The sequence below is a fragment of the Methylobacterium sp. 17Sr1-1 genome (genome assembly GCF_003173775.1).
In the GTDB taxonomy this organism is placed as follows: Bacteria; Pseudomonadota; Alphaproteobacteria; order Rhizobiales; family Beijerinckiaceae; genus Methylobacterium.
On record NZ_CP029552.1, the window covers coordinates 2,679,521 to 2,700,708 of the forward strand.

17 protein-coding genes and 3 tRNA genes are annotated in these 21,188 nt (G+C 71.5%); 12 read left to right on the top strand and 8 right to left on the bottom strand.

The genetic code is table 11. The features are described from left to right. Positions 1 to 60: 60 nt before the first annotated feature. Together DK412_RS12135 and DK412_RS12140 are read right to left on the bottom strand one after the other, a co-directional pair. The gene (locus DK412_RS12135) at positions 61 to 930 is read right to left on the bottom strand and encodes a hypothetical protein (RefSeq protein ID WP_109972153.1); all 870 of its coding nucleotides are present in this window, start codon (positions 928 to 930) and stop codon (positions 61 to 63) included. 141 nt (positions 931 to 1,071) lie between these two features. Beyond that, positions 1,072 to 1,704, bottom strand: coding sequence for a 2OG-Fe(II) oxygenase (locus DK412_RS12140; RefSeq protein ID WP_109972154.1), 633 nt, complete (start codon positions 1,702 to 1,704; stop codon positions 1,072 to 1,074). Positions 1,705 to 2,083: 379 nt separating this feature from the next. Between DK412_RS12140 and DK412_RS12145 the strand changes: the two genes are divergently transcribed. The 3 genes from DK412_RS12145 (at position 2,084) to DK412_RS12155 (ending at position 4,254) form a co-directional block, all read left to right on the top strand. Further along, complete coding sequence (locus tag DK412_RS12145) at positions 2,084 to 3,874, top strand: ABC transporter ATP-binding protein/permease (RefSeq protein ID WP_109972155.1); 1,791 nt, start codon at positions 2,084 to 2,086, stop codon at positions 3,872 to 3,874. A 100-nt stretch (positions 3,875 to 3,974) separates the two neighbouring features. Further along, positions 3,975 to 4,049: transfer RNA gene (locus DK412_RS12150), tRNA-Val, on the top strand. A gap of 130 nt (positions 4,050 to 4,179) precedes the next feature. Further along, positions 4,180 to 4,254 (top strand) — tRNA-Val (locus tag DK412_RS12155). 233 nt (positions 4,255 to 4,487) lie between these two features. On the opposite strand, the gene gph is transcribed toward DK412_RS12155, so the two are convergent. Then, on the bottom strand, positions 4,488 to 5,186 hold the full coding sequence (gene gph, locus DK412_RS12160) for a phosphoglycolate phosphatase (RefSeq protein WP_109972156.1): 699 nt from the start codon (positions 5,184 to 5,186) through the stop codon (positions 4,488 to 4,490). A gap of 214 nt (positions 5,187 to 5,400) precedes the next feature. On the opposite strand from gph, the gene DK412_RS12165 reads away from it, so the two are divergent. The 5 genes from DK412_RS12165 (at position 5,401) to gor (ending at position 10,023) form a co-directional block, all read left to right on the top strand. Next, positions 5,401 to 5,811: a hypothetical protein gene (locus DK412_RS12165; RefSeq protein ID WP_109972157.1), complete on the top strand. Its 411-nt coding sequence runs from the start codon at positions 5,401 to 5,403 to the stop codon at positions 5,809 to 5,811. A gap of 266 nt (positions 5,812 to 6,077) precedes the next feature. Further along, entirely contained in the window at positions 6,078 to 6,788 is a 711-nt protein-coding gene (rpiA, locus tag DK412_RS12170) for a ribose-5-phosphate isomerase RpiA (protein ID WP_109972158.1), read from the top strand. A gap of 66 nt (positions 6,789 to 6,854) precedes the next feature. Beyond that, on the top strand, positions 6,855 to 7,403 hold the full coding sequence (locus DK412_RS12175; protein WP_109972159.1) for a DUF2059 domain-containing protein: 549 nt from the start codon (positions 6,855 to 6,857) through the stop codon (positions 7,401 to 7,403). Further along, entirely contained in the window at positions 7,400 to 8,620 is a 1,221-nt protein-coding gene (locus DK412_RS12180) for an O-antigen ligase family protein (protein ID WP_245447610.1), read from the top strand. Before DK412_RS12175 ends, DK412_RS12180 begins: the two co-directional genes overlap by 4 nt. A 5-nt stretch (positions 8,621 to 8,625) precedes the next feature. Continuing rightward, positions 8,626 to 10,023 carry a glutathione-disulfide reductase gene (gor, locus tag DK412_RS12185; RefSeq protein ID WP_109975224.1) on the top strand — a complete coding sequence of 466 codons (1,398 nt, stop codon included), beginning with the start codon at positions 8,626 to 8,628 and terminating at the stop codon, positions 10,021 to 10,023. Here gor and DK412_RS12190 read toward each other — a convergent pair. The 3 genes from DK412_RS12190 to DK412_RS12200 all read right to left on the bottom strand — a co-directional run bounded on the left by DK412_RS12190 (position 9,998) and on the right by DK412_RS12200 (position 13,989). Next, a complete protein-coding gene (locus DK412_RS12190; RefSeq protein WP_109972160.1) occupies positions 9,998 to 11,041 on the bottom strand; it encodes a G1 family glutamic endopeptidase in 1,044 nt (347 codons plus the stop codon). The two genes, gor and DK412_RS12190, sit on opposite strands and share 26 nt — an antisense overlap. Before the next feature lie 16 nt (positions 11,042 to 11,057). Next, a complete protein-coding gene (locus DK412_RS12195; RefSeq protein ID WP_109972161.1) occupies positions 11,058 to 12,092 on the bottom strand; it encodes a hypothetical protein in 1,035 nt (344 codons plus the stop codon). A gap of 73 nt (positions 12,093 to 12,165) precedes the next feature. After that, positions 12,166 to 13,989 (bottom strand): adenylate/guanylate cyclase domain-containing protein, encoded by a 1,824-nt coding sequence (locus DK412_RS12200; RefSeq protein ID WP_162596189.1) that lies wholly within the window; start codon positions 13,987 to 13,989, stop codon positions 12,166 to 12,168. Between the two features lie 332 nt (positions 13,990 to 14,321). On the opposite strand from DK412_RS12200, the gene DK412_RS12205 reads away from it, so the two are divergent. Both DK412_RS12205 and DK412_RS12210 read left to right on the top strand, forming a co-directional pair. Continuing rightward, the gene (locus DK412_RS12205) at positions 14,322 to 15,704 is read left to right on the top strand and encodes a 3-deoxy-7-phosphoheptulonate synthase class II (protein WP_109972163.1); all 1,383 of its coding nucleotides are present in this window, start codon (positions 14,322 to 14,324) and stop codon (positions 15,702 to 15,704) included. A gap of 221 nt (positions 15,705 to 15,925) precedes the next feature. Beyond that, the gene (locus DK412_RS12210) at positions 15,926 to 16,312 is read left to right on the top strand and encodes a tautomerase family protein (RefSeq protein ID WP_109972164.1); all 387 of its coding nucleotides are present in this window, start codon (positions 15,926 to 15,928) and stop codon (positions 16,310 to 16,312) included. A gap of 206 nt (positions 16,313 to 16,518) precedes the next feature. On the opposite strand, the gene DK412_RS12215 is transcribed toward DK412_RS12210, so the two are convergent. Then, positions 16,519 to 17,403 (bottom strand): sterol desaturase family protein, encoded by an 885-nt coding sequence (locus DK412_RS12215; protein ID WP_109972165.1) that lies wholly within the window; start codon positions 17,401 to 17,403, stop codon positions 16,519 to 16,521. A 137-nt stretch (positions 17,404 to 17,540) separates the two neighbouring features. After that, positions 17,541 to 18,410: a creatininase family protein gene (locus DK412_RS12220; protein WP_109972166.1), complete on the bottom strand. Its 870-nt coding sequence runs from the start codon at positions 18,408 to 18,410 to the stop codon at positions 17,541 to 17,543. 180 nt (positions 18,411 to 18,590) lie between these two features. On the opposite strand from DK412_RS12220, the gene DK412_RS12225 reads away from it, so the two are divergent. Both DK412_RS12225 and DK412_RS12230 read left to right on the top strand, forming a co-directional pair. Then, positions 18,591 to 18,666, top strand: a tRNA-Glu gene (locus tag DK412_RS12225). A gap of 265 nt (positions 18,667 to 18,931) precedes the next feature. Then, positions 18,932 to 21,061 carry an Ig-like domain-containing protein gene (locus DK412_RS12230; protein ID WP_280953989.1) on the top strand — a complete coding sequence of 710 codons (2,130 nt, stop codon included), beginning with the start codon at positions 18,932 to 18,934 and terminating at the stop codon, positions 21,059 to 21,061. Positions 21,062 to 21,188: the final 127 nt, after the last annotated feature.

The following is a 21,188-nucleotide window of genomic DNA, read 5'->3' on the forward strand; positions in this document are numbered from 1 at the left end:
CCCTGTCGATTTTTGCCCGTCGACTTGTGCCGGCCGGCTTGTCCCCGCCGACCTGCAGGCTCAGCCGCCGGAGCAGCGGGTGTAGGTGGCCGAGCCGCGCTCGGACGCCCAGGTCAGCCGGCTTCCCGCCACGGTCAGGCGCACCCGCGAGGTCCAGTTGCGGCCGGCGCTGCGGCAGGCGGCGGTCACGGTCCAGGTGCGGCCGTCGCGCCGCCGGTCGCGGAACTGGCACAGGGTCTTGCCGGCTCGCGCGCTTCCCGGCCGGATCACGGCGGGCAGGAAGCCGCGACGGGCGGAGCGGCTCCGGGCGCAAGCCGCATTGCTCGGGCCCCATACACCCGCATAGGCCGGCGCAGCCTCCTCCTCGTCGTCCTCGGCGGCGGCCTCGGTCTGGCGGGTTTCAACTTGTTGGCGGGTTTCAACTTGGCGCGGCGTCTCCCGCGCGGGGGCTTCGCGTCCGGTCGGGCGCCCGGCGGCGCGGGTCTCAGGCCCGCCATTCCGGCGGGCCTCCTCGCCCAGCTCCCGCTTCGTCGGCGCCGTCGCGGCCCGGACCGGCGAGCGCTCCTCCGGATCGTCATCGGGCGCGAGGTCGTGGGCCGGCGCGGCCTTCACCGGGCCGAAGCCGGATTCCGACGGCGTGTCCCGCAACGCCGCGGCGCCCTCCTGCGGCGCCCCGTCGCGGGCGCCGATCCGGCCCGGCGGCTCGCGCCATCCGCCCGCTTGGCCCGCCTCCGGCGGCACGGCGTCCGGTGGCGGACGGCGGCGGTAGATCGGGATCGTGGAGCGGTAGGGCTTCGACAGGACCGGCGGATCGGCGGGCATCTCGAGGTCCGACTGCGCGACGGCGCGGCCCGGCCCGAGCGTGCAGGCCGCCCCGGCCAGCACGAACAGGCCGGCCGCGACAAGGCCCGCGCGGTGAAACGCCCTCATGATGCCCCCAAGCGTCCCCCGGCGGATGCCGGCGGTCAAGTCTTAGAGCGCGCGCGAACCCCGTGGACATGGGTCCCGGGGCCGGGCACGCAGCGAAATCGTCGGTGTCTCCCGTCGGACACTGTCCTAACGGCCGATCATCTATCGGCCGAAGATACCCTTCAGGAACTGCGCCGTGCGGTTGCGCTTGCGCTTGCGCTCCAGCTCGGCCGCGTCCTTGACCCAGGCGACCTGCACCACCCGGCGCTCGCCCTCGAAGGGCCGGTGGCCGTGCCAGGAATTGTCGGCGCGCAGGAAGGCGAACATCGTCCCCATCGTCGGCGGCACCTCGACCGCGTAGGGCTCGAACCGCTCGCCGTCGTAGAGCACGCGCAGGCGCCCGGCCTCCGGCGCGTCCCACTCGTCGTTCATGTAGACGAGCAGCGTCATCACCTTCGAGGGGCCGTCGGTGTGGATCGCGCCGTATTTCGGCTGCGAGCGGCGCATGATCGTGGTGAGCCGCGGGCAGGAGACGAGGTCGAGGCCGAACTTCTCGCCGAGCACCCGCGAGAAGTCGTCGCTCTCGAGTTCCTCGATCAGGTCCTTGAAGCGGCCGGTGAGCTGCACCTCGTCCACCGTGAGGTAGCCGGGCTTGGCGATGGCCGGGAAGTCGCGCTTCAGGTCGGCGATCGCCTCGGATCGCAGAACCTGCCGGCCGAGGAAGTAATGGTAGGGGTCGTGCGCGACGGGGGCGGCGCGCACGGCGTCGACGTCGAGGATCGAGAGGGACGACATGGGATGATCGCACTCGTCAGGTCAGGCGGCGGCTGTTCCGCGGCCGCGCATCCCGCGGCCTGCCGGAAACCACGGAACCATCGGGGCGGATTGCGGCAGCGGCGGGGCACCGCGGCATTTGGTCTGACAGTGGACGCCGCCGGCGGCGGCGACGGCGCGTTCACGTCTCGGCGAGGGTGCCGGAGTGCCGCCCTGCCGCAGGTGGACGGGGTTTAACTTGCAACGGCAACGGCGCCATGGTCCTGCCACGGGGCTGACCCATGGCGGATCGCAAGGCCGCTTGCCGATCCCGGCGCGCTCTTGACCGCAACCGAATCACCGGCCCGTCCTCCCGGCGGGCCCGCTTGAGGCCCGCCCGCCGGGCGGCCCGGAGACCGCGATGCACGGCTTGAAGCAGGCCCTCCTGCAGATCTGGCGCCTGGCCTATCCCTACTACACCACCCGCGAGGTCACGACGGTGCGGCTGTGGCCGCTGCCGGCGGTGAAGATGCAGGAGCGCTGGGTCGCGCTCACCATGGCGGTCATGGTGATCGGCATCGAGTTCGCCCAGGTCGCCATCAACGTGCGCCTGTCGTACTTCAACCGCGACTGGTTCAACGCCATCCAGGGCAAGAATGCGACGGCGTTCTGGTCGCTGCTGTTCTCGGTGTTCTGCCTCTGGGCCGCGGTCTACGTGGCGAGCGCGATCATCCAGTACGTGATCCAGTCGTTCCTGCGGATCCGCTGGCGGGCCTGGATGACCCGGCACTACGTCGACCGCTGGCTCGGACAGAACACCCATTACCGCATGGGCTTCTCCGGCGCCCAGGCCGACAACCCCGACCAGCGCATCGCCGACGACATCGACCAGTTCACCCAGACCACCCAGTCGCTGACGATCAGCTTCATCTCGGCGGTCTCGAACCTGATTTCGTTCTCGGTGATCCTGTGGAACATCTCGTCGGCCTTCACGGTGCCGGGGACCGACTGGCACGTGCCGGGCTTCCTGGTCTGGGGCGCGCTGATCTATTCGGCGCTGGTCACGTGGCTCACCCACCGCATCGGCCGGGCCCTGGTCGGGCTCAATTTCGAGCAGCAGCGCCGCGAGGCGGATTTCCGCTTCTCCCTCGCCCGCCTGCGCGAGTACGGCGAGCAGGTGGCCCTCCTCGGCGGCGCCCGGGCCGAGCGGGCCTCGCTCGGTGAGCGCTTCGGCGCGCTGATCCAGAACTTCTACGCCATCGTCGACCGCCGCAAGAAGCTCGCCGCCTTCACGGTCAGCTACCAGCAGGTCAACGTGGTGATCCCCTACATCCTGGTCGCGCCCTACTACTTCGCCGGCCAGATCCCGCTCGGGGTGATGACGCAGACCGCCGGCGCGTTCTCGCGCGTCGAGGGCACGATGTCGTTCTTCATCACGTTCTACGTGACGCTGGCCGACTACAAGGCGCAGGTCGACCGGCTCACCACCTTCGACGCCGCGATGGCCCGGGCCGACGCGATGGCGGCGGGCAGCGCCCTCTCGGTCCTGCCGGCCGGCCGCGGCGGCCTCCACCTCAAGGGCCTCGCCCTCGACCTGCCGGACGGAAGGCGCATCGCCGAGGCGCCGTCCCTGTCGTTCCGGCCCGGCGAGACGACGTTGCTGACCGGTCCCTCGGGCTCGGGCAAGTCGACCCTGTTTCGCGCCATCGCGGGCATCTGGCCCTTCGGCGAGGGCTCGGTCACGACGCCCGAGGGCGCGCGCCTGATGCTGCTGCCGCAGCGGCCCTACCTGCCGATGGGAACCTTGCGCGCCGCCGCCACCTACCCGGAGCCCGCCGGCAGCCGCGACGACGCGGCGATCCGCGCGGCGCTCGAGGCGGCCCGCCTGCCCCATCTCGCCTCCCGCCTCGACGAGGAGGCGCCCTGGGCCCAAGCCCTGTCGCTCGGCGAGCAGCAGCGCCTCGCCATCGCCCGGGCGCTGCTGGCGAAGCCCGACTGGCTCTTCCTCGACGAGGCCACCGCCGCCCTCGACGAGCCGACCGAGGCCGCGCTCTACCGCATGCTGCGCCAGGAATTGCCGGACACGACGATCGTCTCGATCGGCCACCGCTCGACGCTGACCGCCTTCCACGACCGCCGGATCGACATGACCCGGCGCGAGGACGGCCGCTTCGTGCCGACGGATCTCGTCGCGGCGATGCCGGCGCAGTAGCCGCTCCCGGCCGAGGGCGACGAGGTGCAAAGGCGCCGAAGCATATGGGCGACGAAGCGCCTTGACGCGCTGCGTCGCCCCGCCTAGAAGCCGGCTCACAGGGCGCGTAGCTCAGCGGGAGAGCATTCGCTTCACACGCGAAGGGTCACAGGTTCAATCCCTGTCGCGCCCACCACCCTTTTGATAATCCGATGGTGTGATCCGGTGGCGTCCCGTGCCACGCAGACTCGCCGTCGAAGAGGTTCGGTCCGCGATGCGGTCGCTGTCGAAGCGCCGCATCACCCCCCGCAACGGGACCGATCGTCGGGCGCGTAGCTCAGCGGGAGAGCATTCGCTTCACACGCGAAGGGTCACAGGTTCAATCCCTGTCGCGCCCACCATTCCTTTCCGACGAAAGCAGTGACAACCAGGACAGCGTTCTTTACGCCGCTGGCTCCCTCCGTGTCATCCCGGGGCCGCGCAGCGGAACCCGGGATCCATAACCGCTGGCGCTGGAGGGGAAAGGCGGTCAGTGTTCCGCTTCATCCTGAGCCCTCGGTGTGGGTGGATCCCGGGTTCCGCTTTCGCGGCCCCGGGATGACATCGAGCGTGTCGGACTAGTCGGACCCGAGCCTCAGGCCGCGCCGCTGTCCAGCCGCCGCACCGCCTCGTACAGCGCATCGAAGTGCTGGATCACCACGTCCGGCTCCAGCTCCTCCACCGGCACGTCGGTATAGCCGAACGGCACCGCCACCACCGGGATGCCGGCGGCCTTGGCGGTGGCGATGTCGGTGCGCGAATCGCCCACCATCACGGCCCGGGCCGGATCGCCGCCGGCCCGCGCGATCGTCTCGGTGAGATGGCGCGGATCGGGCTTGAAGTACGGGAAGGTGTCCCGCCCGCAGATGGCCGCGAAGCGGTCCTTCACCCCGAGCAGCTCCAGGAGCCGCACCGAGTGGTCCTCCGGCTTGTTGGTGCAGACCGCGAGGCGGTAGCCGGCCTCCTCCAGCCGGTCGAGGGAGGCGACGACGCCGGGAAAGAGGTGCGACACGTCGCACAGGTGCTGGCCGTAATGGGCGAGGAAGACCAGAAAGAGTTCGTCGAGCCGGTCCGGCGTCAGCTCGCGCCCACCGGCCGCGAAGCCGCGCTGGATCAGCGCCCGCGCGCCCGCCCCGATCAGCTCCCGGGCTTGAGACACCGCCACCGGGGGCAGCCCCTCCCGCTCCAGGATCACGTTGAGCGTGCCGATGAGGTCGCCCGCGGTCTCCGCGAGGGTGCCGTCGAGGTCGAACACGACGATCGGCGGCAGGGCGTCTGGATGGGACGTCGGCATGGGCTCTCGCTGGCTGGGGCGGCAAAGATCGTCTCCCATACAGCCGGGCGTCGCGGCGCGGAACCCGCGCCGGGGGGCCCGGCCGTGACATGTCCGCCCCGGGACGCGACAAGCCTGGGACAAGCGGAAGCGAGCTATAACAGCGCGAGATGGGCGAGCCGCCTGCCGCGACGGTGCGGTCGGTCGCCGCGACGGGTTCGAGGAGCGGCGCGCCATGCGCGGGAGAACGGGTTACCCGATCAGGATCGCCTGTCTGGCGGCGGGCCTGGTCGTCGCGGGTGCGGCGCAGGCCGCGTCCTACGAGTTCGTGCCGGCGCCCCAGGCCGACCTCAACCGGGTCTACCGGGTCGACAAGGCGACCGGCGAGGTCATCTCCTGCCAGTACGGCCTGCAGGAGAACACCATCGGCACCACCCTGTGCTTCGGCCCGGGCGAGGGCGCCGGGCCGCAGGCCCCCTCCGAGTACAGCCTGGTCGCCTCGCGCCACCTGCGCGAGGCCGGCGTCTTCCGGGTCAACCAGCGCACCGGCGCGATGAGCATCTGCTACGTGCTCGACGACGCCGTGGTCTGCACGCCGCAGGGCAATGCCGGCAGCGCGGCGCCGGCCGCGGCGGGCAAGCCCTGATTGCCGCCGGCTCCGGCATAGCAAGCGTCTAGGCTCGACGGGACCGGGGCGCGGTGCCGTCCGGGCGAGGCCGGATGGCCGCTTCCGCCTCCCCCGGTCGCGTGCTACGGGGCCTCTCGATCAGCGGGGCCGGCCGTCAGGGCGCCCCCGCCCGCCTTGCTGTCGCCCGAGAGACGCTGCTCTGGGTGATGGTCACGGCGCATGAGAGAGACGAACCGAGGCACCGAGCCGATGTCCCAGATCCGTCCATCCCGCGGAGGCCGGCGTTGAGCCCCGCCGAACTCAAGCGCGCCGCCGCCGCCCGGGCGGTCGCGCTGGTCGAGGACGGCATGCGCCTCGGCCTCGGTACCGGCTCGACGGCGGCCGTGTTCGTGGAGCTGCTCGGCGAGAAGGTCCGGGCCGGGCTCTCGGTCGTCGGCGTGCCGACCTCCGAGGCGACCCGCGCGGCGGCCGAGGCCGCCGGCATTCCGCTCACCACCCTCGACGACACCCCCGCGCTCGACCTCACGATCGACGGCGCCGACGAGATCGACCCTCGCTTACGCCTGATCAAGGGCGGCGGCGGCGCGCTCCTTCGCGAGAAGATCGTGGCGGCGGCGAGCCGGCGCATGGTGGTCATCGTCGACGGCGCCAAGCGCGTCGAGACGCTCGGCCGCTTCCCCCTGCCGATCGAGGTGGTGCCCTTCGGCCTCGGCGCTACCACCCGGGCGGTCGCGGCGGCGATCCAGGCCCATGGCTGCGACGGCCCCCTCACGATCCGGGAGGGCGCCGACGGGGCGCCGTTCCTCACCGATGGCGGTCACCTGATCCTCGACGCCGCCCTCGCCCGCATCCCCGATCCGGAGGCTTTGGCCCGCGCCCTGGTGGCGGTGCCGGGCGTCGTCGAGCACGGCCTGTTCATCGGGCTCGCCACCGGCGCGATCGTTGCGGAGGCGGCCGACGGCCAGCCCCGCATCGTCACCCTCGGGGCGGCCTGACGCGCCGCCCGCCCCCCATCCTCGTCACGGCCGCCCCGCCCGGGCGCCGACTTCCGGAGCAAACCGATGTCCCCGCGCCGTTCCCGAGTCCTCCTGGCGGGCCTCCTCGCCGCGACCTTGTCCGGTCCCGCTCTCGCCCAGACGAAGCCCGCCGCTCCGGCCCCCGCGGCTCCCGCCGCGCCGCAAGGTGCCGCCATCACCCCGGGCCACCTCGCGCTCGCGAAGGAGGTGATGCTCTCCTCCGGCATCGCCCGCTCCTTCGACTCGATCCTTCCGGCCTTCGGCGAGCAGATCAAGCAGGCGGCGGTCACCCGGCCCGAGCTGACCAAGGACCTCGCCGACGTCATCGAGAAGATGCAGCCCGAGCTGGAGCTGCAGAAGCAGCGGATCATCGAGACCGCCTCGCGCATCTACGCGACCCGGCTCACCGAGGCGGAGCTGCGCGACATCGCGGCCTTCTTCCGGTCGCCCTCGGGCAAGCGCTACGTCGAGACCCAGCCCCAGGTGCTCGACGACATGGTGCAGTCGATGCAGACCTGGACCCAGGAGGTCTCGGAATACATGATGGTCCGTGTCCGGGCCGAGATGGGCAAGCGCGGCCACCAGCTTCAGTGACCGCCCGCACGGCCGGCGAGCGGGCGGCAGGGCTCGATCGTCTCGGCGCGATCGTCGTGGCCGCCCTGCCGGCCTGCATGGCCGTGGCGAACCGGTCGAGCCCGGTGGTGGTCGGCCTCGCCGGGCTCCTGCTGCTCGCCGGCAGCCTGGTGGCCCGGCGCCCGCTGCGGCCGCTCCTCGTCGCGCCGCTCGCGACGCCCGCCGGGATCGCCGCCCTCGCCTTCCTGGCCTGGTGCGCGGTAAGTCTCGCCTGGAGCCCGCTGCCCGGCCTGTCGCTGCGCACCCTGTCGGAGTTCCTGCCGGCGCTCCTCGGCGCGTACCTGGTGGCGCGCCTCGCGCCGCCGCACCTGGCGTCCGTCGCCGGGCCGGCGGCCTGGATCCTGATCGCGACCTGCCTCTACGTGGTCGCCGACCTCGCCTCGGGCCTCGTGATCCGCGAGGCCCTGGGCCAGCGCGTCGCCGCCTTCGCGTTCAACCGGCCGCTCCTGACCGGGATGCTGCTGATCTCCCCCCTCGCGGCCCTCCTCGCGGCGCGCGGCCGGCGCGGCCTGGCGGCGCTGACTGTCGCCGTCTTCGCGGTGGCGGCCTGGCGCTCGGTCAGCGGCGCGACGGTGCTGGGGCTCGCCGCCGGCGCCCTCACCTTCGGTGCGGTGCGCTGGCTGCCCGCTCGCGCCGGGATCGGCCTCACCGGCGCCGCTTTCCTCGGGGCGCTGGTGCTGGCGCCGGTCGAGGGCGATCTTCTGGCCCGCACCATGCCCGACGCCCTGCACCAGCGGCTCGCCGGCAGCAGCACCCGGGCCCGGGTCGCCATCGCCCGCAGCTTCGGCGCGGCGGTCGCCGCCGATCCGTGGCGCGGGGCCGGCTACGGCACCTCCGGGCGCTTCCAGGACGCGCCGGTGGCCGAGCGGATCGAGCCCGAGATGCGCTTCATGCTGGCGGTCGGGCACCCGCACAACAGCTTCCTGCAGGTCTGGGCCGAGCTCGGGATCGTCGGCGCGACGCTGGCAGCCCTCGTCCTGGTCCTGACCCTGCGGGCTCTCGCGGCCTGGACGGGCCTCGCCCGCGGCACCGCGCTGGCGCTGCTCGCGGCGGCGGGCATCGTCGCCTTCGTGGAGCACGGTGCCTGGCAGGCCTGGTGGACCGCCGGCGTCGGCGCGGCCATCGCCTGGCTGCGCGCCGTGAACTATCAGATACAAGCCCTGACAACAGAGCGGTGACCGCCATGACCGAGACCCGAGATCAGGCTTTCGACGTCGATCTGTTCGTGATCGGCGGCGGCTCCGGCGGGGTGCGGGCGGCCCGCATCGCCGCCGGCTACGGCGCGCGCGTGCAGCTCGCCGAGGAGTACCGGGTCGGCGGCACCTGCGTGATCCGCGGCTGCGTGCCGAAGAAGCTGATGGTCTATGCCGGCCGGTTCGCCGACGAGTTCGAGGACGCCGCCGGCTTCGGCTGGGAGGTCGGTACCCCGCGCTTCGACTGGGCGACCCTGAAGGCCCGGCGCGACGCCGAGGTGACGCGGCTCGAGGGCATCTACGCCACCAACCTGATGCGGGCCGGCGTCGAGGTCGTCGCCGACCGGGCGGTGATCGAGGATCCCCACACGGTGCGCCTCGTCCGCGCCGGCACCCGCGTGCGCGCCCGCCATATCCTGGTCGCGGTCGGCGCCCATCCGGTGAAGGAGCCGCTGATCCCCGGCGCCGAACTCGCCATCACGTCGAACGAGGTGTTCGAGCTGGAGACGCAGCCGGAGCGCATCCTGGTGGTCGGCGGCGGCTATATCGCGGTCGAGTTCGCGGGCGTGTTCGCCAGCCTCGGTACCCGCACCACCCTGCTCCACCGCGGCGACCGGCTGCTGCGCGGCTTCGACGGCGAGATCCGCCAGGCCCTCGGCGAGGCCTACGCCAAGCGGATGGACCTGCGCCTGAACACCACCGTCCACCGCCTCGACCGGCGCGACGGCGCGATTCTCGCCACCCTGAGCGACGGCAGCGAACTGATGGTCGACCAGGTGCTGGTGGCGACCGGGCGGCGCCCGAACGTCGCCGGCCTCGGGCTGGAGAAGGCCGGGATCGCCCTCGATGCCGTGGGCGCCATTCCCGTCGACCGCTTCTCGCAGACGGCAGCGCCCTCGATCTACGCCGTCGGCGACGTCACCAACCGCGCGGCGCTCACCCCGATCGCGATCCGCGAGGGCCATGCCTTCGCCGACACGGTGTTCGGGGGCAAGCCCTGGGCGGTCGATCACGACCTGATCCCGACCGCGGTGTTCTCGACCCCCGAGATCGGCGTCGTCGGCCACGGCGAGGAGGTGGCGCGGCGCCTCTGCGGCGAGATCGACGTCTACGAGGCCCGCTTCCGGCCGATGAAGGCGACCCTCTCGGGGCGCGACGAGCGGATCCTGATGAAGATCATCGTCGAGCGGGCGAGCGACCGGGTGGTCGGCGTCCACGTGCTCGGCCACGATGCCGGCGAGATCATCCAGGCCGTCGGCATCGCGGTGACGATGGGGGCGAAGAAGGCCGATTTCGACCGCACGATCGCGGTCCACCCCACCGCCGGCGAGGAGCTGGTGACGATGCGCACGCCCTCGGTGGTCAAGCAGCCGGTGGCGGTGGGGTGAGCCTACCCGTCGGGAACGACGCCCCGTCCCTCACCGTCAGCGCCCGCCGATCCCCCGTCACCCGCGCCGGGGAGGAAATCGTGCGGGCGTGACCCGGAACGCGGTCGAGGGCGATCATGCGGATCAGGCTCGCACGGGACAGGTCGTGCTCGGTCAGCATCGTCTCGCCGGGCCCGCGGGACTGCGCCAGGCCGTCGGCGAAGGAGAGCGACCCATAGGCGGCGAGCGGGTACGGGTGCCAGCCGTCCGCGCCGAGCGGGCTCGGCCGTTCCAGGATCCACGCGGCGCTCGCCCCCGAGACGTGCCGGCCGCCCGGCGCCGCGAGGTCGAAGGCCTGGAGCATCGTGCCGGCGGTCTCGTTCTTCAGGTTGATGCGGACGGTCGCGGGATCGCGAACCGTCAGGATCGCGCTCACGACGTCGCCCGGCGCGACCGCGAGCCCGAGGGGCTGGGGCGCGTTGTTCTCGCCCTTCGCCCACCATTGCACCCAGGTCTCGTAATGCGCCCGGGCTCCGTCCCAGATCTGAAGCGTGCCGATCTGCGGCAGGCTGGCATTGCGGTAGGCGCCCTGCCCGTCGAGGCCGATCCACACCGAGGCGCGGGCCGGCCGGCCCGCCGCCCCGGTCACCGCCGGCACGCGCCAGCGCGCCATCACGCCGACGAGGCTGCGCCCGTGTAGCGCGGTGAGCGAGGCCCCCGACCAGTTCACGCTGCGGCGCGCCGGCACGGGCGCTGGCGTGCGCGCGACCACGAATTCCGGAGCCGCGGCGCGCGGGGCCGGGGCCGGCCGGGGCGCCGCCACGAAGCGCAGGCGGCGCCCCGGCGGCGGCGCCACGAAGGCGCGGCGGAAGGCGCGCGCCGCCGGGCCGTCCTCGGGCCGCGGCGCCGGCAGGCCGTAGGGGTCGAGGAGATCCGGACCGGCCCGAATCAGGTCGAGATCGCCCGGCGGCAGGGGGAGCGGGCGGAGGGCGAGGGGCGGGGCGAGGTGAATCGCACGGTCGCCGGAATCCCGGGGCATCGCGATACGCCTCCGCTCAACGCCCGTCCGAGGGCAGGACGAGATCCGGGTTGAGTTCCCGGGCGGCCGCGATCATCGCGTCGCCGAAGCGCGGCAGGGCATAGTCGCCGCGGCTCAGGCCGTCGCCGCCATGGGCCGACAGACCGGCGAAGACTGCGTCGGCGAGCCGGCGGCCGGCGGTCGAATCGCTCGGATAGTGCAGCCCGGCGATCTCGCGGTTGCGGGCGACGCGCCGGGCGAGGGCCTTCAGCGTCTCGTCGACCGGGCGTCGCTCGGCATGCGGCAGGCCGGCGAGGCGTAAGGTCCCGGCGACGCACCGCGCCATCAGGCGTGCCTGGGTGGCGTGGCCGCTCGGGAAGGAGGCGTGCCCCGGGACCGGCACCGGCGGCAGCAGGGCCGGGCAGAGGAAGGAGGGCCGCGGCCGCTCGAACTCCTCCTTGAAGCGCAGGGCCGCGAAGGAGCCGACGAGGCTCGCGACGTGCAGCACCCGGTAGGTACGCGGATGCGAGGCCGGCGTGATCGACAGGACCTCCATGAAGGCGGTGATGAACTCGACGTCCTGGGCCAGGATCTCGCCCAGGGCCGAGGCGCGCTCGTCCCGCGCCAGCACCAGGAGCGTGTCGAGCTCGATCGCCTGGCCCTTCCCGCCGCCCGTCTCCTCGCGCAGGTCGAGGAGGATCTGCGCCATCGCGTCGTGGAGGGCGTCGGTGTCCCACGCCGTCGCGGCGAAGTCCCGCAGCACCCGGTAGGCGTACCAGCGCCCGGTCCAGGCACGGTCCTCGAAGGCGAGCGAACGGCCGGACGGCTCGTCCAGGCTGCGGAAGGCGATCCGCCTGCGGGCGGCGCCCGCCGGCGTCTCGTCGCGGATGAAGACCGGGCGCCGGAAGGTCCCGATCTCCGCCCCCTCCCGCGTCGCTTCGAGGGAGAACGGGAAATCCGGCCGGTCGGGCACGAACCAGCCGCCGGCATCGCCGCTGATGCCGGCATTGCCGGTGTTGCCCGTATTGCCGGTGTTCCCGGTATTGCCCGTGTTGCCCGTATTGCCGGTCATCGCTCCCCTCCCCGATCCGCGTCTCCCGTCTCGACCCGGTGCGGGCCGGCGCCGCGAGCGGAGAGACCCCCGCTCAATCCGGCAGCCCCGCCGCCCGCAGATGGCCGATCCAGCGCCCCTGGACCGGATCGGCGAAGGGGCAGCGCGGCGCGTAAGACCCGAGCCGGAAGCCCGGCTGGAGCCGCATCAGCTCGCCGGCCGCCTCCGACGCCTCGGGCAGGCGGCCGGCCGCCGCCAGGCTCGCCGCGAGGGTGCGCAGGGTGAAGCGGATGGCGCGGTTGCGCGCCACGGCGCTCAGGCTCCAGGCCACCGCGGCGTCGTAATCGCCCGCGACGTAGTGGGCCTGGGCGAGCAGCCCCTCGTGCCAGAAGGTGTAGGGGTCGCTGGGCGCCAGCCGCTGGCCGGTCTCGCCGTGCGCGACCGCCTGCCGGCCGTCGCCGGCGAATCCGTGGGCGGCACTGCTCATCGTCCAGGCGATGGCGAGGCTCGGGCCCGCCTCGATCGCCCGGTCGAGGAAGTGCCGCGCCGTGCGGGCGTCGCGCAACAGGTAGGCCTGGACGTGACCGTGGATCGCCAGCGCCAGGGGGTCGTTGCCGTCCCGCTCGATCGCCGCGCGGGCCCTCTCCGCCGCCGCCCGCCCGTCGCCGTCGGGATCGGGCGAGCCCATCTCGCCGACCCGGAAGACGTGCCACCAGGCCGCGTAGGCAAAGGGCGGCGCGTAGGACGGATCGAGGGCGATCGCCTGCTGCAGGAGGCCGCCGGCCCGGGCGAAGCTCTCGGCATCCATCCGGTGCAGCAGGTCCAGCGCCTGGAGCAGCAGGTCGTAGCTCGTCAGGCTCGCCGGGTGCTTGCGCAGGGCCCGCTGCAGCTCGCGCTCGCGCACGTGCGGCGCGATGGTCCGCACCAGCTTGAGGGCGATGGCATCCTGGAGGGCGAAGACCTGGCTGATCAGGCCCTCGTAATGGTCGGCGCTGACCACCGCCCCGGTGGCACACTCGATCAGGGCGGTGCAGACCCGCAGGGTGTCGCCGTGATGCTGGATCGTCCCGTCCATGACGTAGCGCACGCCGAGGCGGCGGCCGAACGCCGCCGGGTCGGGGCGCCCGCGGCGATAGGCCAGGGTCGAGCCGCGGGAGATCACGAACAGGTCGCGCAGGGACGACAGCGCCCGGACGATCCAGTCGGTGAAGCCGTCGGCCAGCGTCAGGCGGTCGGTCGCGCAGGCCCGGAACGGCAGCACCGCGATCGAGGCCCGCGCCTCGGCGCCCGGCGCGCATTCGCCCGCGCGCAAACCCGAGCCGGTCCCGGAGCGCAGGGCGAAGACCCGGACAGGCCGGGCGTGGTTGCGCAAGGGAAGCGGCCCGAGATCGGTCGCGAGCGCCCGCGCCGCCGCGCTCGCCCGGGAAAATACCGCCTCCGAGACGATCACATCGCCGGCCTCGGCATAGGCCTGCAGCCGGGCCGCGACGTTGACGCCGTCGCCGAACACGTCGCCGTCCTCGACGATGATCTCGGCGAGGTTGACGCCCATCCGGAAGGTCAGGCGCGCCTCGGCGGGCTCGCCCTCCGTCGCCTGCGCGATGCGGCGCTGCACGGAAAGCGCGCAATCCGCCGCCGGGCCCGCCTCCGGGAAGATGGCGATGAAGCCGTCGCCGGTGTTCTTGACGATCCGGCCGCCGCGCTCGGCGATCAGCGGATCGATGATCCCGGCGCGCAAGGCCTTCAGGCGGCGGTGGGTCGCCTCCTCGGCCATCTCGCTGAGCCGGGTATAGCCGACCACGTCGGCGACCAGGATGGCGGCGAGGTGGCGCTCCACGGTCAGGGCGTCCCGGGCCAGGGCGTCCGGATCCTGGACCGCGGGAGGGGGTGGGGCGTCCACCGGCTCGGCCTGTCGCATGCTCCGCCTCATGGCGGACTGCTCCGCACGATCGAAGTGCGAACAATCCGCCACGATACGGCGAAGCCTTTGCTTTGATGAGTATCAATCATGGCAGCACCGATCCGATGCCAATACTGTCATGCACTGCCGGATACGTCCAGTGCCGAGCATCGATGTCGTTCGCCTTCGCGCGCGAGCCGGCTTGCGCGGCGTGGCGCCGGCGCGGCCCCACGGACATCGTGCCGGACCGTTGCGGCAAGACCCCTCGCGCGGCGCGGCAAACCCCCCTATAAGCCCGGCTTCCGCGACCGACCTGACCGGTTATCGAAGAGGTGCGCGAGGAGAGGACGATGAGCGAGCGTTGGACCCCCACGAGCTGGCGGCGGCTGCCGATCCAGCAGGTTCCGGACTATCCGGATTCCGCCTCCCTCGAGGCGGTGGAGCGGCAGCTCGCGAGCTTTCCTCCGCTGGTGTTTGCCGGTGAGGCGCGCAAGCTGAAGCAGGGGCTCGCCAAGGTCGCGGCGGGCGAGGCGTTCCTGCTCCAGGGCGGCGACTGCGCCGAGAGCTTCGACGAGCACTCCGCCGACAACATCCGCGACTTCTTCCGCGTCTTCCTGCAGATGGCGCTGGTGCTCACCTTCGCGGGCGGCTCGCCGGTGGTGAAGGTCGGCCGCATCGCCGGGCAGTTCGCCAAGCCGCGCTCCTCGCCGGTCGAGACCGTCGACGGCGTCACGCTGCCGAGCTACCGCGGCGACATCGTCAACGGCATCGGCTTCACGGAGGCCGAGCGCGTGCCCGATCCGCGCCGGCAGGCCGAGGCCTACCGTCAGTCGGCCGCGACGTTGAACCTGCTGCGTGCCTTCGCGACCGGCGGCTACGCCAATCTCGAGAACGCGCATCGCTGGATGCTCGGCTTCGTCAAGGACTCGCCCCAGTCCTCGGCCTATGCCGACCTCGCCCAGCGCATGACCGAGACCCTCGACTTCATGCGGGCGATCGGCATCAACCCGGAGACGCACCAGGAGGTGCGCCAGACCGATTTCTACACCAGCCACGAGGCCTTGCTGCTCGGCTACGAGGAGGCCCTGACCCGGGTCGATTCGACCAGCGGCGACTGGTACGCCACGTCGGGCCACATGCTGTGGATCGGCGACCGCACCCGCCAGGCCGACCACGCCCATATCGAGTTCGCCCGGGGCATCCGGAACCCGATCGGCCTCAAATGCGGCCCGTCGCTGAAGGCCGACGACCTGATCCGGCTCGTCGACCTGCTCAACCCGACCGATGAGGCCGGCCGCCTGACCCTGATCTGCCGCTTCGGCGCCGACAAGGTCGGGGACCACCTCCCCGGCCTGATCCGGGCGGTGGAGCGCGAGGGCCGCAAGGTGGTGTGGTCCTGCGACCCGATGCACGGCAACACCGTGACGGCGAGCGGCTACAAGACCCGGCCGTTCGAGCGGGTGATGAAGGAGATTCAGGGCTTCTTCGACATCCACCAGGCGGAAGGGACCCATGCCGGCGGCATCCACCTCGAGATGACGGGCAAGAACGTCACCGAGTGCACCGGGGGCGCCCGGGCGCTGACGGCGGACGACCTGCGCGACCGCTACCACACCTATTGCGACCCGCGCCTCAACGCCGAGCAGGCGCTGGAAGTGGCGTTCCTGACCGCCGACCTCGTCAAGCGCGAGCGTCGGCAGCACGAGCACCCGCGGATCGAGGCGGCCGAGTAGGTTTTTTCGGAGCGTCGGAATGAGAGGGGGCCCGGGACGGGTGCCGCGGACGCGCGGTATCCCTCCCGGGCCTTGTCGTGTCGAATGCGCGCAGCGCCGGGACTCTCTCTTGTTGGTACCTTGCTGCATCGGACCGACATGGCCCTAAGAGACTACCTAGGAGACGTTGCGGAAGCGATGATCTTCGAGCAGGATCGTCCACGACGCACAGGGCGATTCGCATGCCATCAACCCGTATTAGCACCCGACAGGGTTGGATCGCCGGACGTCATCGCGAGGTTATAGAGGCCGTACAGCAGGCATTGTCGAAAGGCTTGCTCATCCCAGAGCATGACCGTTGCATCTTTCTTCAGGAATTCGACGATCACCTGTTGATCACGCCTCCCACGAAGGGGTCGAGATATATGGTGATTGAAATCACCCTCTTCTCCGGACGGTCGATGGATGCGAAGCGCCGTCTTTATCGGGCAATCTCGGAGGAGCTGGCACAGTTCGAAGTCCCTGCAGCCGACATAAAGACCATTTTGATTGAGGTTGATCAGGAAAATTGGGGGCTGTCTGGCCAGCCGGCCAGCGAAATGGATCTTGGATTTAAGATCGATGTTTGATTGATTTTGTTGACTGAGGCGATTATCATCTGTGCAATTCTTGAGGATTGCAGGATTATGTCGGGCTCCACTGTGCGGCCTTGGAATGACCGCGAGAATTTCAATATTGTTGATAAGCATCAAATAGGACTTCAGAGAACGCTCGCATAGGGCAAAGGCAGGCTGCGGTCGAGTCCGCAGGCTGCCTCCTCCAAAAGATGGAAGCCCTACGAAGACGACCCCGGCTCCAGCCCGGCCGGCCGCTCCTGCGACCGGAACGGATGCACCAGCTGTTCGCCGAACCCGCGCGGGAACGCCGGATCGCCGTTGCCGAAATCCTGCGGCAGGACCCCTTTCGGCATGTAGTAGGTGCCGAAGATCAGGTCGATGACGGGGAAGCAGCCGGCGAAGTTGCTGTTGCCGCCCTGGTCCGGCCCGGTGTGGTGCCAGCGGTGGAAGACCGGGCTCACCAGGACGTAGCGGAACGGGCCGAAGGTCCAGTCGAGGTTGGCGTGGGCGAGCGCCGAGACGCCGACATTGAACGGCACGAGGGCGATCAGCACGTCCGGCGAGATGCCGAGGAGGAGCGGAACCACGTCCGCGAGGGCGCCGTGAAAGACCGCGTCGACCGGGTGGAAACGGGCGGCCGAGGTCCACTCGATCTCCTCGGAGGAGTGGTGGATGGCGTGGAAGCGCCACAGCCGCATCGTGTGGAACAGCCGATGCGTCGTGTACATCACGAGGTCGGAGAGGATCAGGTAGAGCGGCGCCTGCACCCAGACCGGCAGGCCGGCGAGCGGCCCGATCCCCTCGCCGAACAGGCGGGGCAGCCCGAGCGTCGCCGGGAGCCCGTTCAGCAGGAACAGGCCGATGACCAGGAGCCAGATCCGGGCGTAGCCGGAGACGACCGGGATCACGAACCAGTAGCAGACATCCGTCACGATGTCGGGCTTGCGCCACCACGGCCGGCCCGGATTGCACGCCCGGGCGACCCAGGCGATCGCCGTGAACAGCAGGCCCAGGATCGTCAGCAGCAGCACGATGCTGGCGGTGCTCTGGCCGAGATTCTGGATCACGCTCCAGAGAGAGGGCGGCGTCGGAACGGTCGGCATCGTCGCGAACCTTGCTTGCGAACCAAGATCTTGGGCTAAGCAGACTTGCGTTGGCAGGCCAACGCTTCATCCGCTTAGGTTGTTAGTTTGTCGCAGATTTTCATCGCAAAACCGGCCACCACTTTTGCGAAATCTGCTTAGGATTTCGGGGTCATGAACCGGCGGATCTGCGCCAGCGCCGCCTCGACCTGGAGGGCCAGGAGCGCGCGCCCGCGTTCCGCCGTGGCGCGGCGGGGATCGCCGCTGCTGCCGTCGCCGGCGAGCCCGAGCCGGGCGAGGAGCGGCGGCGGCGCCCGGTCGAAGTCGACGCGCTCGGGCGCGGTCGCCATCAGGGAGGCGTGGTCGGCGAGGCCCGCATGGCCTCCGATCGTGGCCGCCGTCTCGCCCTGCGCCTCCAGCCAGAGCGTCTGCGCCCGATTGCCCGCGACGTAGTAGTCGTCGACGCTCAGCACCCGCACGCCCTGGGGGGCCCAGTCGCGGTCGAGCCTTGCCGCGACCCGCTGCTGGGGCGCCAGCGAGCCGCCGTGATCGGCGATGAACAGGATGGTGCGGAAGCCCTGCCCCTTCAGGCTGCGGGCGATGCCCTCCAGCGTGCCCGCATAGGCCTCCTCGGAGACGCCGAGCGTGCCCGGGAGGACGAGGTTGCCGGTCGGCGGGTCGAAGTCGCCCTGCGGCACGTAGGACACGACCGGGGCGATCAGCGTGTGGCCGAGTCCTTCCGCGATGCGCCGCGCCGTCCAGGCGACGATGCTGTCGTGCTTGGCGATGGCGAGATAGGGGCCGTTCTGCTCCAGGCCGCCGCTCGGGACGAGCGCGGTCGTGTAGCCCTGGTCGAGGGCCTGGCGCACCTCGACCCAGGTCATCTCGGCCATCGCGATCCGCTGCACGGCGGGCGCCGGCCAAGAATTCGGCCAAGAATGCTGCAGGGTCAGGACGCCGAAACCCAGGAGGGTGCAGCCGGTCAGGACGGCGCGCCGGGAGGGAGGAAGCGGGCGGAAGGTCGGCATGCGGGGGTCGGCATGGGGGCGTGCGCGCCGTCGCTTCGCGGCCGCGGGTCGAGGCGGTCATAAACCGGAAAGCTTAACGAAGCGGCCGCAGGTGGCCGCCGCCTTCGAGCGAGATTGTCGGTCCGGAAGGCTTGCGCCCCCGCCGGACCGTCGCTATACCGCCGCCATCCCGCCGGGCCAGCTCCCATCGTCTAGCGGTCTAGGACGTCGCCCTCTCACGGCGAAAACAGGGGTTCGAGTCCCCTTGGGAGCGCCACCGGCCGGATCTTCGGGACAAAGCTGATTGTCGGGTCCGGTCCGCCATTCGCGCGGCGTCGCGCGTGTTTCGCGCGTTCGGCCCCTCCCCCAAAGCGGTAGGCGATCCCCGCCCCCTCCACCAAGGGATGCGCGCGTCGGCGCCGTCTCGGCTGTCCTCCCGTGGATCGGCCTGCTAAGCATCCGCCATACAACAATCGTATTCGGCGAGAAATGTGATGCAACGTGTCGTCATGCGCCTGCTGATATCAGTAGTCTTATGTATGATGCTTGCGGCATCGCTCCTCCTCTTGCTTGAGCAACTCTCTCCGCGTGTGCTGGCGTTGATGCCGCTCGACGGCGCTACGGAAGTCTATCCCGGCTTGCCGATCGCCGTCGGCTTCTCTCGCGACATGGCGCCGGAGACGATCGGGCCCGCGACGATCGCGCTGAGCGAGGAGGCCGGTGCGCCGGTCGCGGCCGCCATCACCTACGACGCGGCCCAGCGCTCCGCCCGGCTGGTGCCGCAGGCGCCCCTGCGGGCGGGCGCGACGTACCGGATCGCGGTCGGGGCCGGAAGCCGGCCGGAGAGCGTCCTGGGGCTCGCGCTGCGGCAGCCCGCGGAGGGGCGCTTCACCGTGGCGGCGACGCCCACACTCGCCGAGGTGCCCGGCGCGCCGGTCCTGGTGGCGGTCGGGCCCAAGAATCCCTTCGGGCCGTACTACGCCGAGATCCTGCGGGCGGAGGGGCTGAACCTGTTCTCGGTGGTCGCGACGCAGGACCTCACGCCGGAGCGCCTCGCCCGGACCGCCCTGGTGCTGATGACGGAGGCGCCGGACGAGGCCCTGGCCGCGCGGCTCTCCGACTGGGTGCAGGACGGCGGCAACCTGATCGCGATCCGCCCAGAGGGCGCGTGGCTGCCGCTGTTCGGCCTCGCCCCGGCCGGGAATCCTCTCGGCGAAGAGGGTTCGGCCGGGCGATATCTCCAGGTCGACGCGCAGGCCCCGGCCGTCCGCGGCATCGTCCATCGGGCGATGCAGTTCCACGGCCCCGCCACCCGCTACGCCACGCAGGACGCCGCAATCCTCGCCCGCCTCTCGACCGGCGCCGAGGCTCTGCCCTGGCCGGCGGTCTCGCTGCACCGCGCCGGCCAGGGCCAGGCGGCGGCCTTCGCCTTCGACCTCGCCACCTCGGTGGTGCGCCTGCGCCAGGGCAACCCGGCCTTCGCGGGCCAGGAGCGGGACGGGCTGCCGCCGCGGCGGCCGAACGACCTGTTCTTCCCCGACTACCTCGACCTGTCGCGTGTGGCGATCCCGCAGGCCGACGAGCAGCAGCGGCTGCTCGCCAACCTGATCGTGACGATGAGCGCCGAGCGGCTGCCGCTGCCGCGGGTCTGGTACCTGCCCGACGAGCGCCGCGCCGCCCTGATCATGGCCGGGGACGACCACGCCACGCGCCGCGGCACCCTGGATTCCTACAAGCGCCTCGTCGCCGAGAGCCCGCTCGATTGCCGGCCCGAGGCCTGGGATTGCGCGCGGGCGACCTCCTACGTCACGCCGGCGACGCGCTTAGGATCGGACGACGCGCGATCTTACGCGGCGCTCGGCTTCGAGACCGGGATCCACGCCGATACCGGCTGCCGCGACGTCGACGGCGCGACCCTCGGCCTCGCGCTGAGCCGGCAGGTCGGCGGCATCGGCGAGAAGCTCGGCCTGCCGCCCCAGGAGACCCACCGCCTGCACTGCGTCACCTGGAACGGCTGGGCCGACACCGCCAAGATCGAGCGGGCGGCGGGGATCCGCCTCGACCTCGGCTACTACTACTGGCCGGGCTCGTGGATCCGCCGGCGGCCGGGCTTCATGAACGGGTCCGGCTTCCCGATGCGCTTCGCCGACTTCGACGGGCGGGTCCTCGACATCTACCAGGCCGCCAGCCACCTGGTGAACGAGAACGGCGTCGACCAGCGCACCGGCATCGCCACGATGCTCGACCGGGCGCTCGGCCCCGAGCAGTTCTTCGGCGCCTTCGGCACCCACTACGACTACACCGATGGCTATTTCGACCACCTCGTCGCGGCGGCCCGCGAGCGCGGGGTCGCGATGATCTCGGCGGCCCAGATGCTGCGCTGGCTCGACCGCCGGGAGGCGACCCGGTTCGAGGCCCTGGCCTGGAACGGGCACGACCTGACCTTCCGGGTCCAGCTCGAGGACGGGCCGGAGCGGGTGACCGGGATGCTGCCGGTCTCGGCCCTGTCCCACCGCCTCGCGGCGATCACCCGCGGCGGCCAGCGGGTACATTTCCGGACCGAGACCATCAAGGGGATCGACTACGCGATGTTCGACCTGGAGGCGGGCCGCTACGCGGTGCTCTACGACGAGAAGACCTCGGCGATGCCGCTCCCGGCCCGGCTGCGGTGAGGATCCTCCGCCAGAGCATTTTCCGACGAAGTGGAAACCGGTTCGTCTTAGAAAATGCGGCACAATCAAAAACCTAGAGTCCTTCGCGATCGCGAGGCGATCGTGAAGGACTCAGAGCCCTGCGGCA